The 14943-nt window shown below is 72.1% G+C and carries 13 protein-coding genes; 10 read left to right on the forward strand and 3 right to left on the reverse strand.

Annotation, left to right across the window (positions count from 1 at the left end; all coding sequences use genetic code 11):
• Nucleotides 1–76: 76 nt before the first annotated feature.
• Complete coding sequence (locus tag AB0D01_RS31665) at nt 77–1249, reverse strand: glycosyltransferase (RefSeq protein ID WP_363061303.1); 1173 nt, start codon at nt 1247–1249, stop codon at nt 77–79.
• Nucleotides 1246–4116 carry a bifunctional glycosyltransferase family 2 protein/CDP-glycerol:glycerophosphate glycerophosphotransferase gene (locus AB0D01_RS31670; protein ID WP_363061305.1) on the reverse strand — a complete coding sequence of 957 codons (2871 nt, stop codon included), beginning with the start codon at nt 4114–4116 and terminating at the stop codon, nt 1246–1248. The genes AB0D01_RS31665 and AB0D01_RS31670 overlap by 4 nt, the downstream gene beginning before the upstream one ends.
• Before the next feature lie 158 nt (nt 4117–4274).
• Here AB0D01_RS31670 and AB0D01_RS31675 point away from each other — a divergent pair, with 158 nt between their 5' ends.
• The 7 genes from AB0D01_RS31675 to AB0D01_RS31705 all read left to right on the forward strand — a co-directional run bounded on the left by AB0D01_RS31675 (nt 4275) and on the right by AB0D01_RS31705 (nt 11051).
• Nucleotides 4275–5330: a glycosyltransferase family 2 protein gene (locus AB0D01_RS31675; protein WP_363061307.1), complete on the forward strand. Its 1056-nt coding sequence runs from the start codon at nt 4275–4277 to the stop codon at nt 5328–5330.
• Nucleotides 5327–5764 carry a GtrA family protein gene (locus AB0D01_RS31680; RefSeq protein WP_363061308.1) on the forward strand — a complete coding sequence of 146 codons (438 nt, stop codon included), beginning with the start codon at nt 5327–5329 and terminating at the stop codon, nt 5762–5764. Before AB0D01_RS31675 ends, AB0D01_RS31680 begins: the two co-directional genes overlap by 4 nt.
• An 83-nt stretch (nt 5765–5847) precedes the next feature.
• Entirely contained in the window at nt 5848–6975 is a 1128-nt protein-coding gene (gene proB / locus AB0D01_RS31685) for a glutamate 5-kinase (RefSeq protein ID WP_363061310.1), read from the forward strand.
• A gap of 96 nt (nt 6976–7071) precedes the next feature.
• Nucleotides 7072–7470, forward strand: coding sequence for a hypothetical protein (locus AB0D01_RS31690; RefSeq protein ID WP_363061408.1), 399 nt, complete (start codon nt 7072–7074; stop codon nt 7468–7470).
• Between the two features lie 404 nt (nt 7471–7874).
• Nucleotides 7875–9158 (forward strand): glutamate-5-semialdehyde dehydrogenase, encoded by a 1284-nt coding sequence (locus AB0D01_RS31695; RefSeq protein ID WP_363061312.1) that lies wholly within the window; start codon nt 7875–7877, stop codon nt 9156–9158.
• A gap of 77 nt (nt 9159–9235) precedes the next feature.
• The gene (locus tag AB0D01_RS31700) at nt 9236–9775 is read left to right on the forward strand and encodes a hypothetical protein (protein ID WP_363061314.1); all 540 of its coding nucleotides are present in this window, start codon (nt 9236–9238) and stop codon (nt 9773–9775) included.
• Nucleotides 9776–9842: 67 nt separating this feature from the next.
• Nucleotides 9843–11051 carry a hypothetical protein gene (locus AB0D01_RS31705; protein ID WP_363061316.1) on the forward strand — a complete coding sequence of 403 codons (1209 nt, stop codon included), beginning with the start codon at nt 9843–9845 and terminating at the stop codon, nt 11049–11051.
• Here AB0D01_RS31705 and AB0D01_RS31710 read toward each other — a convergent pair.
• Nucleotides 11035–12129: a M48 family metallopeptidase gene (locus AB0D01_RS31710; protein WP_363061410.1), complete on the reverse strand. Its 1095-nt coding sequence runs from the start codon at nt 12127–12129 to the stop codon at nt 11035–11037. The two genes, AB0D01_RS31705 and AB0D01_RS31710, sit on opposite strands and share 17 nt — an antisense overlap.
• Before the next feature lie 141 nt (nt 12130–12270).
• Between AB0D01_RS31710 and AB0D01_RS31715 the strand changes: the two genes are divergently transcribed.
• Genes AB0D01_RS31715 through AB0D01_RS31725 form a run of 3 tightly spaced genes read left to right on the forward strand, consistent with a single transcriptional unit; the run spans nt 12271 to nt 14865 of the window.
• The gene (locus tag AB0D01_RS31715) at nt 12271–12438 is read left to right on the forward strand and encodes a hypothetical protein (protein ID WP_363061318.1); all 168 of its coding nucleotides are present in this window, start codon (nt 12271–12273) and stop codon (nt 12436–12438) included.
• 59 nt (nt 12439–12497) lie between these two features.
• Complete coding sequence (gene nadD, locus AB0D01_RS31720; RefSeq protein WP_363061320.1) at nt 12498–13115, forward strand: nicotinate-nucleotide adenylyltransferase; 618 nt, start codon at nt 12498–12500, stop codon at nt 13113–13115.
• Between the two features lie 31 nt (nt 13116–13146).
• On the forward strand, nt 13147–14865 hold the full coding sequence (locus tag AB0D01_RS31725) for an LCP family protein (RefSeq protein WP_363061321.1): 1719 nt from the start codon (nt 13147–13149) through the stop codon (nt 14863–14865).
• Nucleotides 14866–14943: the final 78 nt, after the last annotated feature.

A 14943-nucleotide genomic window follows, 5' to 3' on the forward strand; every position in this document is an offset into this window, starting at 1 on the left:
GAAACCGCCCGCCCCGGAACGGATTCCGGGGCGGGCGGTCGCACGTACGGGTGGTGCCTCGGCGTTCCGCGGTGCCTCAGCGTTCCAGGAACGCGAAGAGCCCTTCCCACCGGTCGGTGATCTCCGCGCTGGAGTAGCGGCGCACGCTCGCGAAGCCGGTGTCGCCGAGCCGGTCGCGCAGGTCCGCGTCCGACATGAGCGCGTCCAGGTGCGCGGCGAGCTCCATGGTGTTGCCGAGGCGGGCCAGCAGCCCGTCCTCGCCGTGGCGGACGATCTCCCGCACGCCGGGCGCGCAGTCGAACGCGGCCACCGGCAGGCCGGCCGCCATCGCCTCCAGCAGGGTGATGGGGAAGCCCTCCGCGCGGGAGGCCTGGGCGAAGACGGAGGCCCCGCGCAGCGCGCCGAGGACGTCGTCGGTGCTGCCCATCCACTCGACGGACTCCTCCAGGCCGAGCGAGGCGCAGTGGGCCCGCAGGGCCGGCTCCTCGATGCCCGCCCCGTAGATCCGCAGGGTCCAGTCGGGGTGGTGCGGGACGGCGTCCGCCCACGCGTCGAGCAGCAGGTCCATGCCCTTCTCGAAGGCGAGGCGGCCGATGCTCGCGACGACCTTGTCGGTGCGCGGGGCGGGGGAGTCCGGCATGAACGGCAGCGGGTTCGGCATGCTGTCGACGTTCTCCATGCCGGCCCGGATCCACAGGTCGGCGTCCTCCGGGGTCAGCACCAGCAGCCGGTCGACCTCGGGGTAGAAGCGGCGGACCCGCTCGCCCCGGGTGGACTTCTGGCTGGCCTCGAAGGACTCGTGGCTCATGCCGATCACCGACAGGCCCTTGGTGTCGGCGAGGGCGACCCATTCCATCGCCCACACCTGGGTGACGATCACCACGCCGCCGGGCGCCGCCGCCCGCAGTATGGCGCTGAGCTGCTCGGCCTTGTCGCGCATCCGCGCCCGGCGGGCCGACTGGCGGCGCCGTTCGGGGGCGTTGAGGCGGCCCTTGATGCCGTGCAGCCTGCGCGCCTTCGGCGGGTGGGTGTCGTAGAGGGTGGTCATCGTGTACGGCAGGTCGGCCGGCAGCCGCTGTCGCAGCTCGTCGGCGACGGGGGCGATGCCGACGAGCCGCACCCGGTGGCCGCGGTCGGTGAAGAGCCGGGCCATCTGGTGCGACCAGGTGGTCACGCCGCCGAGCTCGTCCACGCTGTTGGAGACGATGAAGATGTCACGGCCGCCCGCGCCGGCGGTCTCCTGGCTCACTTGCCGCTCCTGGTGAAGAACTTCTCGACGATCCGACGCGCGGCGTCCCCGCGGTCGTACTCGCCGAACTCGGCGAGGAAGCGCTGACGGGACTCGGCGTACTTGGCGTCGGCCTCGTCGAAGGCCGCGACGGCCTGCATCAGCTCGTCGGCCGTGGCCACGACCGGGCCGGGCGCCTTCTCCTTCAGGTCGAAGTACGTGCCGCGGATGTCCGTGGAGTACTTCTCGTAGTCGTACGCGAAGAAGAGCATCGGCCGGTCCAGCACCGCGTAGTCGAACATCACGGACGAGTAGTCGGTGATCAGCCCGTCGGCGAGCGCCAGCAGCGGCGTGATGTCGTGGTGGCGGGACACGTCGAGGACCCGGCCCGCGACCGAGGGCGGCAGCGAGACGCTGTTCAGGTAGTGCGTGCGCACCAGCAGGGTGAAGCGGTCGCCGAGCCGGTCGGCGAACTCCTCGACGTCGAAGGGGAACTCGAAGCCCTCGACGGTGCCGTCGGCGCCCGCCCGGAAGGTCGGCGCGTACAGCAGCACCTTCTTGTCCGGGTCGATGCCCAGCTCGGCGGCGAGCGGTCCGCGCACCCGCTCCCCGCTCTGCGCCTCGGCGGCGTGCGCCGCGACCAGGGCGTCGTTGCGCGGGTAGCCGGTGCGCAGCAGGACCTCGTCGCGCAGCCGGAAGCCCTTGGCGAGGGTGCGGGTGTCGTGCTCGGAGCGGATCAGGAAGTGGTCGAAGCGGTCGACGGCCGCCTGGAAGCGGTCCTGTCCGGCCTTGCCCTGCGCCTTGGTGCGCGGCTCGTGGAAGCCCATCCGCTTGAGGGCGGAGCCGTGCCACGTCTGGATGTACGTGGTGCCGGGGCGCTTGGTCAGCGCCAGCGGGAAGCCCTGGTTGTCGACCCAGTACTCGGCCTGCGCCAGCGCCCGCAGATAGGCCCAGCTCCAGCGGCGCACGAGGGTGGCGTCGGTGGGGAAGCCGGTCGGCTTGCCGCCGGCGTAGGACCAGATCGCCTGGAAGGGCACGCCCTGGCGCACCATCTCCTCGTGGATGGCCTTCGGGCTGTCGCTGTACTGCTTGCCCATGTGGCTCTCGAAGACGACCGTGCCCTTCTTGATCGGCAGCTTCGAGAAGACCTCGTGGTAGACCTGCACCTTCTGCTCGCCGGAGCCGAGGTTGCGCTTGGCCCGCAGCGCCCGGCGCAGGCCGCGCTTGACGACGCCGGCCGCCTTGCCGTGCATGGCGCTGCCGATGAGCGTCTGGGTGCGGACGGCGGCGGAGCCCTCGGCGGCCAGGACGTAGGAGAGGTTGCCCTTCTTGGTCATCTCCGGCTCGAAGCGGTCGGAGACCAGCCGGGTCAGGCGCGGGCGCACGCGCAGGCGGGCGGCGTTCTCCAGGTCGACGCCGCCGACCGAGACGCGGGTCGTCACGCGGTCCGCGCCGGCCGTCAGCTTCAGGCGGACGTCCCAGACGGCGTCGATGATGCCGAGGGGGCGTACGGTGCCCGCGACGTCGGCGGTCGCGGTCCACTCGATGGTGTCACCGGCGTGGCGCACGCTTGACACCGGGAAGGAGAAGGAACGCACCCCGATCTGTCGGCGGGCCCGGAATTCCAGCGTGGCCTTGAGCTCGGTGTCCTCCTGGATGCGGCCCAGGGGGTTCACGATGACGCCGGACAGGGTGACGGTGCCGCGCCCGTCGTCCTCGTAGGAGGTCAGACGGTTGCCCACGGTCAGCGAGGCGAGCGGGGTGGTGTGGAAACCCTGGTCGGTGACGTCCAGTATCCGGCGGCCCTCGGCGTCGTCGAGGTGCGCGGCGCACCAGTAGACGCGCCCGTCGCGCTCCGCCAGGGGGGAGGACAGCCGGCCCCGGTTGGTCATGGCGTCGGCGGCCGGGATCAGGTTGTCCCAGTCCTCCTTGCTCAGGAGGTAGGCGCAGATCGCCTGGAGGTGGTTGACGTTCTCGTACGCCGCCGGGTCGATGCCCGCCAGGTAGCCGTTGGCGAGGCGGGCGAACTCCTGGCGGTAGGCGTCGCCGAGGAGCGGCAGGTCACGCAGGTGCAGCACCAGGTCGTGCTTGAGGAACTTGGCGTCCTTCGCGGACTTGATCGCGGTGTGCCCCTTGGCCGCGAGCAGCTCGTCGACCCGGCGGTGGATCTCCATCCGGTGGACGAAGTTCGCGATCTCGTGCCGCCGGTTGCTGATCGACTTGTCGGCGGCCTTCTCGACCACGTTCCAGTAGTAGACGTGGTTCGGGATCAGCGTGATGCGGCGGGCGGCGACGTAGGCCTGAGCCGAGAAGAGCAGGTCCTCGTAGTGGATGCCGACCGGGAACTCCAGCCCCTGTTCCAGGAGGAAGGCCCGGCGGTAGCACTTGTTGGTCGAGAGGGTGTCGTAGACCAGCAGGTCCGGGTACTCGGTGATCGACTCCAGCGTGCGGGTGCGCGCGTAGATCCACGGGTACCACTCGGTCGTCTTGCCCCACCTGTTGTCCAGGTGGACGCGCACGCACATGCCGGAGACCAGGTCGGACCCGGTGCGTTCGGCGGCGGCCAGCATGTTGCGGCAGGCGTTGCGCTCCAGCACGTCGTCACTGTCCAGGAACATGACGTAGGTGCCGGTGGCCTGCCGGATGCCGTGGTTGCGGGGAGCCCCGCACCCGCCGCTGTTCTCGGGCAGCCTGAAGGCGCGCACTCTGCCCGGATGGGCCGCTTCGAGCTCCTGGGCGACCGCGAAGGACCGGTCCTTGCTGCAGTCGTCCACGATCACGACTTCGACCCCGCGCAAAGTCTGGTCCAAAACCGACCGGACGGCTGTCGGCAGACGCTCTGCGTCGTTGTAGACGATGACGACCACGGAGACGTCAGGCACGTGCACCTCGATCCCTTCGTTCCATTCCGCTTATCCAGTCAAAGCTACCGTGTGCCGCACGCGACTCGGGCAGGCCGACCGCCGGCGTGCATACTTCTAAGGAAGAGGTGAGTGGCCGGTCCGGTCGCCGACAATCACCCGTTCGGACCCAGCAGGAAGTGCTCATGACCAAGCTGTCGGTAGTTGTCCCTTGCTACAACGAAGAAGCAGTGATCGACAGTTTCGACGTCGAGATCCGCCGGGTCCTGGACGCCCTGCCCGTCGAGTACGAGGTCTGCTACGTCGACGACGGCAGCCGGGACGGCACCCTCGAAAAGCTCCGGAAGATCGCGGCCGAACACGGAGACCGTACGCGCTACGTCTCCTTCAGCCGCAACTTCGGCAAGGAGGCCGGCATGCTCGCCGGTCTGCGCGAGAGCACCGGCGACGCCGTCGTGATCATGGACGCGGACCTCCAGCACCCGCCGGAGCTGATCGCCACCATGCTGGAGCACTACCGCCAGGGACACGACCAGGTCATCGCCCGCCGCACCCGCGAGGGCGACAAGAAGGTCCGTTCCGCGCTCAGCAGCCTCTACTACCGGGGCGTCAACCGCTGGGTCGACGTCGAGCTGACCGACGGCGTCGGAGACTTCCGGCTGCTGTCCCGGCCGGCCGTGGACGCCCTCCTCGCGCTGCCCGAGTACAACCGCTTCTCCAAGGGCCTCTTCTCCTGGATCGGCTTCGACACCGTCCACTTCGACTACCGCAACGCGCAGCGCGAGGCGGGCGAGACGAAGTGGAAGTTCGGCGCCCTGCTGAACTACGGCATGGACGGGCTGATCTCCTTCAACAACCGCCCGCTGCGCATCGGCATCTGGCTCGGCGCGTCGCTGGTGGGCCTCACCGGCCTGTACGCGCTGTGGATCACCGTGATGGCGATCACCAACGGCATCGACTCGCCCGGTTACGTCACGCTCGTCGCCATGATCGCCGGCATCGGCGGCGTTCAGATGATCATGTTGGGGCTGATCGGCGAGTACATCGGCCGCATCTACTACGAGACCAAGCGCCGCCCCCACTTCCTGGTCAAGGAGGCCCACGGCGCGCGCCGCACGCCCGGCGCCGAGGCCGCGACGGCGACGGCGGACGCGACGGTGACCGCGAGCGCGACGGCGGCCGGGAACCGGGGCACCGGCCAGGCGCAGCAGCCCGTGATCGTGGAGCGCGGCGGCCGATGACCACACCCTCCAGACGGGACCAGCTCGGCCAGGTCTTCCGCTTCGCCCTCGTCGGCGGGGTCAACACCGGCACCTTCTTCGCCCTGTACCTGCTGCTCCACCCCCACCTGCCGTACTTCGCCGCCTACACGCTGGCGTTCGTGCTGTCGATGATCGGGTCGTTCTTCATGAACACCTACTTCACCTACCGCACCAGGCCCACCTGGAAGAAGTTCCTCCTCTTCCCCCTGACCAACGTCACCAACTACGTCATCCAGTCGGCCGGCCTCTACGTCCTGGTGAGCTGGGTCGGCATGGACACCCGGATCGCGCCGCTGGTCGCGGCCGTCGTGGCCATCCCGTTCACCTTCCTCCTCTCCCGCCGGATCCTCATCCCGGGCACCGGACCCGAGCCCGCCCGGGCCGAGCCCCCGCGGACCTCGTCCACGGTCTGAAACCCGGCGGCGGCCCGCGCGGGGCACCCCGTAGATTGGGGCGGACAGAGGTTTCGCGCCGGGCGAGGGGCAAGGGGAAAGACGTGTCAGCGGCTAGGCAAGGTGTCGTGGACGCCCGCAGGATCGTGGTCAAGGTCGGCTCCTCCTCCTTGACCACGGCGGAGGGCGGCCTCGACGCCGATCGCGTGGACGCGCTGGTCGACGTCCTGGCCAAGGCCCGCAGCGGCGGGGAGAAGGAGATCGTCCTGGTCTCCTCCGGCGCCATCGCCGCGGGACTCTCCCCGCTCGGCCTGCGCCGCCGCCCCAAGGACCTCGCCCGCCAGCAGGCCGCCGCCAGCGTCGGACAGGGCCTGCTCGTCGCCCGGTACACCGCCTCCTTCGCCCGCTACGGCATCCGCGTCGGCCAGGTCCTCCTCACCACCGACGACACCAGCCGGCGCGCGCACTACCGCAACGCCTACCGCACCCTGGACCAGCTCCTGGAGATGGGCGCGCTGCCCGTCGTCAACGAGAACGACACCGTCGCCACCGACGAGATCCGCTTCGGCGACAACGACCGGCTCGCCGCCCTCGTCGCCCACCTCGTCCGCGCCGACCTCCTCGTCCTCCTCTCGGACGTGGACGGCCTCTACGACGGGGACCCGTCCCTGCCCGGCACCACCCGCATCGAGGAGGTGCGCGGTCCCGAGGACATCGCCCACGTCTCCATCGGCAGCGCCGGCAAGGCGGGCGTCGGCACCGGCGGCATGGTCACCAAGGTCGAGGCCGCACGCATCGCCGCCGCCGCCGGCATCCCCGTCGTCCTCACCTCCGCCGGCCAGGCCGCAGCCGCCCTCGCCGGCCGCGAGACCGGTACGCACTTCCACGCCACCGGCCGCCGCTCCGCCGACCGGCTCCTGTGGCTCCAGCACGCCTCCACCCCCCAGGGACACCTCGTCCTCGACGACGGCGCCGTCCGCGCCGTCACCGAACGCGGCAGCTCCCTGCTGGCCGCGGGCATCGCCGCCGTCGGGGGCGACTTCGTCGCCGGCGACCCCGTGGAACTGCGCTCCTGCGACGGGCGCGCCGTGGCCCGGGGGCTCGTGAACTTCGACGCCAAGGAACTCCCGCAGCTCCTCGGCCGCTCCACCCGCGAGCTTGCCCGGGAGCTCGGACCCGCGTACGAGCGCGAGGTCGTCCACCGCGACGATCTCGTGCTGCTCGAAGGCTGAGGTTCGGCAAAACCACCGCGCGCGGAGCCCGGGACTGGTCAACTGTGAGGGGCGGACACGCGTAGCGCAGACAGGAGGCGGCTGGTGAGACGAGCGCTGACCAGCGTCGGCACGGGGGACGGTGACGAGGGACCCGGCGAGGACGTCGCCGACGTCTCCCGGCTCTGGCACGTCACCCTCAGCGTGTCCGGCAAGCCGGCCCCGCTGTCCGAGGTCCGACGCGGACTGGAACAACTGGCCCACGACCACCCCTTCCTCCTCACCAGCCGGTACGCCGACGACCACGCGGAGATCCGGTACTGGGAGGAGGCCCGCGACCTCCACGACGCGGCCGCCGTCGCCCTGCGGCTGTGGGGCGAACACCGGTCGTCGGCGCAACTGCCGCCGTGGGAGATCGTCGGCCTGGAGGTCATCGGCCGCGCGACCTATCACCAACGCGTCGCGGAAGGCTACGGCCCACCCCCGGCCCACCCGGTGGGCGTGCACCCCTACTGAACGCGCCGCTCGCACCGCTCGGCCCCGGGGGGCCTCGCGGGCTTCGCGCCGCCGCGCCGGGCTGTGCCGTCCTGACGCGCCGCTCGCGCCGCTCGGCCCCCGGGGGCCTCACGGGCTTCGTGCCGCTGCGCCGGACTCCGTCCGGCGGGCGTCGTCCGGCGGGCGGGGTACCGAGTACCGGTCGGCGTGTGGTCGCCGCGAGGGATCCGTCCGGCACGGGCGGCGGTCGGGCTCGGGCGGCAGTCAGGCTCGGGCGGCCCGGCCCGGCCCGGCCGGGGCTCCGGGCGCCGGGCCGTGCCGTCCGGGCCCCCGTCCGGCGGAGGCGGCCCGCGCCCCGCGGGCCCGGGCGTCTCGCGGGGTGGAATCCCGGCCGGGCCGGGCCGGCCGGGGATTACCCTGGCCGCATGACCTCGCTCGACGACGCCACCGCGACCTCCCCCGTCCTCGCCACCGCCGCAGCGGCCCGTACCGCCGCCGCGACCATCGCCCCACTCCCGCGGTCCGCCAAGGACACGGCCCTGCTGGCCATCGCGGACGCGCTGGAGGCCCGTACGGACGAGATCGTCGCCGCCAACGCCGTCGACACCGACAAGGCCCGCGCCGCCGGCACCAGCGAGACCGTCATCGACCGCCTCACCCTCACCCCCGAGCGCGTCGCCGCCATCGCCTCCGACGTCCGTGACGTCGCCGCCCTCCCCGACCCCGTCGGCGAGGTCGTCCGCGGCTCGACCCTCCCCAACGGCATCGACCTCCGCCAGATCCGCGTCCCGCTCGGCGTCGTCGGCATCATCTACGAGGCCCGCCCCAACGTCACCGTCGACGCAGCCGCCCTCTGCCTCAAGTCCGGCAACGCGGTCCTGCTGCGCGGCTCCTCCTCCGCCTACGCCTCCAACAGCGCCCTCGTCGGCATCCTCCGCGACGCCATCGCGAAGGCCGGTCTGCCCGCCGACGCGATCCAGCTCGTCCCCGGCGAGTCCCGCGACTCCGTCCGCGAGCTGATGCGCGCACGCGGCCTCGTCGACGTCCTCATCCCGCGCGGCGGAGCCTCCCTCATCAAGACCGTGGTCGAGGAGTCCACCGTCCCGGTGATCGAGACCGGTACCGGCAACTGCCACGTCTACGTCGACGCCCAGGCCGACCTCGACATGGCCGTCGACATCCTCGTCAACTCCAAGGCCCAGCGCCCCTCCGTCTGCAACGCCGCCGAGACGCTCCTCGTCCACCGCGACATCGCCGACGCCTTCCTGCCCCGCGCCCTCGACGCCCTCGCCGCCGCCGGCGTGACCGTCCACGGCGACGAGCGGGTCCTGGCCGCCGCCGAGGGCACCGGGGCCACCGCCCTGCCCGCCACCGACGAGGACTGGGCCGCCGAGTACCTCTCCTACGACATCGCCGCCGCCGTCGTGGACTCCCTCGACGACGCCGTCACCCACATCCGCCGCTGGACCTCCGGCCACACCGAGGCGATCGTCACCACCTCGCAGGCCGCCGCGCGCCGCTTCACCCAGCTGGTCGACTCGACCACGGTCGCCGTGAACGCCTCCACCCGCTTCACCGACGGTGGTCAGTTCGGCTTCGGCGCCGAGATCGGGATCTCCACGCAGAAGCTGCACGCCCGGGGCCCCATGGGCCTCCCCGAGCTCACCTCCACCAAGTACATCGTCACCGGCGACGGTCACATCCGGTAACCGGACCCCGAACACGGTGTGGCCGGATTCCGGATTGCACCCTGCCCAAAGCCGCCCCCCAGGTCTACGCTGGTCCCGTGCCGGACGACGTGGGGGGCAAGCCGTTCCCGGACGACGGGGAGCCCGACGACGACCGCGGAGGCGCGGATCAGGACTTCGCCTCCGTGGTGTTCGACGAGGACTTCGTCCGGAACGCCGAGATCCATGAACCGAGCGCGGCCGAGCGCCAGCGCGCCGCGGACCACGCCCGCGCGGAGGCCGAGGCCGCCCGCGTCGCCGGCGGTTGGGCCGGGGAGGACGACTACGGCCCCCCGGAGGGCTACGGTCTCGACGACCCCGGCTGGGAGGCCGGCCACTACGGCTACGGATACGCCGAAGGCCCCTACGGCGCCTACGGCGGCAGCCTGCGCCCCTACCGCGGCCGTTCGCCCTGGCTCCGCCCGGTCGCCTGGGTGCTCGCCCTCGTGATGGGGCTCGGCATGGTCGCCCTCGCCTTCAGCGCCGTCTACCGCAGCGCGGCGGGCGCGAACGACCCCGCCCCGGCCCCCGCCAGTACTCCGCTCGGGGAAGTCACCGGCGTCGGAGCGTTTACGTACCCCGTCGGCCGCCAACCCTGAAGGTACGGCCCCACGCGCCCGAGCGGAGCTGGGGGCTTCTCTGAAGCGGGACCAGCGGGGAGAAGCGATGGCCGTTCCAGGAGATCCACCCAACGGCACCCCCGACGGCATCGGCGGGGGCGACGACGAACTGCGCCCCGACGAATACAGGTCGGTGGTGTTCGACGAGGACTTCGTCCGCGCTGCCCGACTCCAGGAGTACTCCGCCCAGGAACGCATGGGCGAGCACGCCAGGGCCGTCCGCAGCCGCTCCCTGTGGGCGGGCTCCGGATCCGCCGGACGCGGCAACGGCACCCCCGGCCGCGGCGCCCGCCAGGGCATGCTCCTCGTGCTGCTCATCGCGACGGCCTTCGCCGTCGCCGTCTACATGGGCCTGCGCAACCCCTACGTGCCGCCCGCCGACGGCGCCGTCGAGCCCTTCGTCAGCACCGTCCTGCCCCTGGCCCCCTCCGAGACGGTGCCCGGCGGTCGCCCCGTCGACCTCTACGCGAACAGCCCCGCGGCCGACTACCGCGTCGGAGCGGCCGGTATCACCCTGCCCGCCGTGCGCCGCACCCACCACTTCACCGAGAGCCAGGTCGTCGCCGCGCTGTCCATCGCCAAGGACTACCTGGTGCAGTCCTCCCTGGACCCGGACGTCCTGTCCTCCACCGCCACCCGCCCGGTGCGGGTCCTGCTCGACCCCGGCCAGCTCACCCAGTTCGACGAGAGCATGACCGCGCCCTCCGGCGACGGCCGGCACGCCGCCACGGGCTGGCTGGTCCGCTTCGACCCGGCGACCGCCGTCGTGGCCGACTCCCGGGTACGGGTCAACGGCACCCTCACCGTCGAGGAGCTGGGCACGGAGGTACTGGAGATCACCGCCGACCACACCTTCGTGTACGCGGTGCGCCCCGCCACCGGCGCGCCCGCCGCCGTCGACGGGGCCTCGCTGTTCACCGTCCGCCGCGAGCTGCGGTTGCGCTTCGACCGGGAGGACCTCACGGCCCGCCGCGCCGAACTGGTCTCCGCCTACGTGATGGCCGGCCCCCAGGACTGCTCCGCCGACCCGGCGGCGGGCTTCCGGCCGCTCCTCGCCGGAGCCCGGCCCACCACCGTGGGCCCGCCCGCGAGCGACCCGTACGCGTCCGGCCGGCCCCGCCGCACGGCCGGGCTGTGCGGCGTACTGGCCCCGGACGCGGACCGCGACGCCCCACCTTCGGCGGCGCCGGCGGCCCCGACCGCCCGGACCCCGGCACCGCCCACCGGCGGCTCCTCCGTCAGCCCCGGCCCGTAGCCCCCGGCGCGTCCGGGCCGCCTTCGCCGGCCGCGTCCTTGCCGTTCGCCGAGGCACCCGCCCCGGTGAACCGGTCGCGCAGCTTGCCGCCCAGGTCACCGGCGCCGCCGGCGATGTCGCCGACCAGCTTCATCAGCGGGTCCTTGCTGGTGCGCACCGACTCCGCGTAGTGCGAGGCGGACTGGCGGAAGGAGTCCGTCACCGAGGCGTCCTTGTCCTCCTCGCGGCGCGGGTAGTGGCCGTCCATGATCCGCTGGAAGTCGCGGTTCTGCGACCACTTCTTCAGCTCGGCCGCGCGCACCGTGGTGAAGGGGTGCGTCCGGGGCAGCACGTTGAGGATCTTCAGGACCGAGTCGCGCAGGTCGCCGCTCTCCTCGTACTCCTCGGCCTGCGCCAGGAAGGCGTCCACGTTCATCTCGTGCAGGTGGTTGCCGCCCGCGATCTTCATCAGGCCCCGCATCGAGGCGTTGACGTCCTGCCCCACCAGCAGCCCGGCCCGGTCCGCCGACAGCTCCGACTTGCGGAACCACTCCCGCAGCGCCGTGACGATCGCCATGATCGCCACATTGCCCAGCGGGATCCACGCCACCTTCAGCGCCAGCGTCGTCAGGAACAGCAGGACGGTGCGGTACACGGCGTGCCCCGACAGCGCGTGGCCCACCTCGTGGCCCACGACCGCCCGCATCTCCTCCTCGTCGAGCAGCTCCACCAGGCCCGTCGTCACCACGATGATCGGCTCGTCCAGACCGATGCACATGGCGTTGGGCTTCGGGTCCTGCTGCACGTACATCTGCGGGACCTTCTCCAGGTCCAGGATGTAACACGCGTCCCGCAGCATCTCGTGCAGATGGGCGAACTGCGTCTCCCCGACCCGTACCGAGTCCGACAGGAACAGCAGCCGCAGGCTGCGCTCCGGCAGCAGCCCGCTCAGGGCCTTGAACACGGTGTCGAACCCGGCCAGCTTGCGCAGCGCCACCAGCGCCGAGCGGTCCGCGGGGTGCTCGTAGGCCCGCGAGGAAATGCCGGGGAACCTCCTGCGGCTCCGCGCCGGCGTCTTCTCGAATCCGGTGTCCGCCATCGGACCCTCCCCCTTGATCGACCTGTGCTCCATTGCGTCTATCCTCTCCAACGCCTGAGTCGGCGTGAGCGTGCCCCAGGCCCCCGCATACGATGTGAGCGAAGTCTCCGCTCGCTCCCCGACTCGATAGGTACCTGCCTGATGAGCCTCCCCACCGCCGCCCACAACCTGGTCCTTCTCGCATCGGAGGGGGCCGAGCAGCACGGCGGCAACCACGACAGCCTGAACCCGTACCTGACCGGTGGCGGCGCGCTGGTCATCCTGCTCCTGATGCTCTGGGTGACCACGCGTCTGAACCGCGACCGCTAAACCCCCCTTTCGGGTCCGGCCACCGTGCACGTGCTGCCGGGCCAGTAGGCTCTGCGCTCATGGGAGAGCAGGAAGTGCCTACGGGCCCGGTCAAGCGCCGGCTCGGCGTGATGGGCGGGACGTTCGACCCGATCCACCACGGACACCTGGTGGCCGCCAGTGAAGTGGCCGCCCTTTTCCACCTCGACGAGGTGGTGTTCGTCCCGACGGGCGAACCGTGGCAGAAGTCCCAGCGGGCCGTGTCGCCCGCCGAGGACCGCTACCTCATGACGGTCATCGCGACGGCCTCGAACCCCCAGTTCTCGGTGAGCCGCATCGACATCGACCGCGGTGGCCCCACCTACACCATCGACACCCTGCGGGACCTGAGCGCGCTCAACGACGACGCCGACCTGTTCTTCATCACCGGTGCCGACGCCCTCTCCCAGATCCTCACCTGGCGCAACGCCGACGAGCTCTTCTCCCTCGCCCACTTCATCGGCGTGACCCGACCCGGTCACGTGCTCACCGACGACGGCCTGCCCGAAGGCGGCGTCTCCCTGGTCGAGGTCCCCGCGCTGGCGATCTCCTCCACGGACTGTCGTGCCCGCGTGGCCGAGGGCGATCCCGTCTGGTACCTGGTGCCCGACGGCGTGGTGCGCTACATCGACAAGCGCGAGCTGTACCGGGGCGCCTAGGTCGTTTCTTTCGGAAAAGGGAGGGCCCGCGGTGAACGACCCACAGGATCCTTACGACCCGTACGCCGACCCGGAGCAGCGGATCGTCGGCTACGACCCGTACGGCAGACCGGTCTACGCCCCGGCGCCCTCCCCGGCCTTCCCGCCGCAGCCGCGGTACGGCCACGCGCCGCCCGAGGCCTACCCGCCCGAGGCCTACCCGCCCCAGGCCTTCCCGCCGCAGCAGCCGTACGAGCAGCCGCCGCCGTACGCGTACGACCACGGCCACCCACAGCAGCAGTACCCACAGCAGTACCAGCCGCCCCAGCCACAGCAGCAGGCCCAGGCGCAGGCCCAGCAGTGGATTCCGCAGCAGGCCGCCCCCGTGCCCGAGCCGCACCACCCCGCGCCCGGGCCCGCCCCGGTGCCCGAGCCGCGCCGGGAGCCCGTCACGGGGCGGGGCAGGCCGGAGCCACCGGACGCCGACCCCCACGCGGAGCCGTTCGCCTTCGCCGACGGGCCGGAGGCCGACTCCGAGGACGTCATCGACTGGCTGGCCTTCACCGAGAGCCGCACCGAACGCCGCGAGGAAGCCCGCCGGCGCGGCCGCAACCGGGGCGTCGCGCTCGTCGTCGCCCTCTCCCTCTTCGTCGTCGGAGGCGCCGGATACCTCTGGTACACCGATGGACTGCCCTTCCTCGACGGCCCCGGCGCCGAGCGGGCCCCCGCCGCGACCGGGGAACAGAAGCGCGACGTGATCGTCGTGCACGTGCGCGACACGAAGCGGGGCACCAGCTCCACCGCGCTGCTGGTGGACAACGTCACCACCCGCCAGGGCGCCACCGTCCTGCTGCCGAACGACCTGAGGGTCCAGGGCCAGGACGGCACCGCGGGCCCCCTCGGCAAGGCCGTCGACGCCGGAGCCCTCGGCACCCGCGAGTCCCTCGACACCGTGCTCGGCACCCGCATCGGCGGGACCTGGCGCCTGGACACCCCCTTCCTGGAGCGGCTCGTCGACCTCGTCGGAGGCGTCGAGACCGACACCGACACCGCCGTCCCCGCCGACGAGCGGGCCAAGACCCCGGCCGTCGGACAGGGCCCGAAGCAGAGCCTCACCGGAGCCATGGCCATCGCCTACGCCACCCACCGGGCCCAGGGCGAACCGGAGACCCGGCAGCTGGAGCGGACCGGGAGGGTGCTCCTCGCCGTACTGCGCAAGATCCCCTCCGACCCGACGGCGGCGGCCACGACCGTCGAGAGCATGGGCCAGATCCTCGACCCGGGCCTGGACTCCCGGAACCTGGGCGCGCTGCTGTCGCGGATCGGCGAGCACGCCAAGGTGGGCGCGTACCGCACCGAGGTGCTCGCCCTGAAGGCGGACGGAGGCCTGACGGACGAGACCAACAGGAAGGTGGTCAAGGAACTGCTCGGCGGCTCCTTCACGGCGGACCGGGCCGGGGCCACCCTGCGCGTCGGGCTCAAGGACGCCACCGGGCGGACCGGCGGGCAGGACGGCCAGGGCGGGGAGGACGGGGCGCGGATCGCGGCGAAGGCGGCCCTGCTCAACGCCGGCTACGGCTTCGTCGACGGCGGCAGGTCCGACCGTACGGCCGAGGGCACCCGGATCACGTACCAGGACGACGACCGGCGCGACCGGGCCGTCGAGGTGGCCAAGACCCTGGGGCTCCCCGAGACGGTCGTGCAGAAGGCCGAGAGCGCGGTCAACGCGGACGTCGTGGTGACGCTGGGCAGGGACTACAAGCCCTCCTGATCGGGCTCCGGTCAGGGCTGTGAGCAGGTGTTCCGTCCGCGCGGGCTGTTCCGCGCGGGCGGGGCCGGCGGTACATGA

Source organism: Streptomyces sp. NPDC048606 (genome assembly GCF_040650855.1).
Classification (GTDB): Bacteria; Actinomycetota; Actinomycetes; order Streptomycetales; family Streptomycetaceae; genus Streptomyces.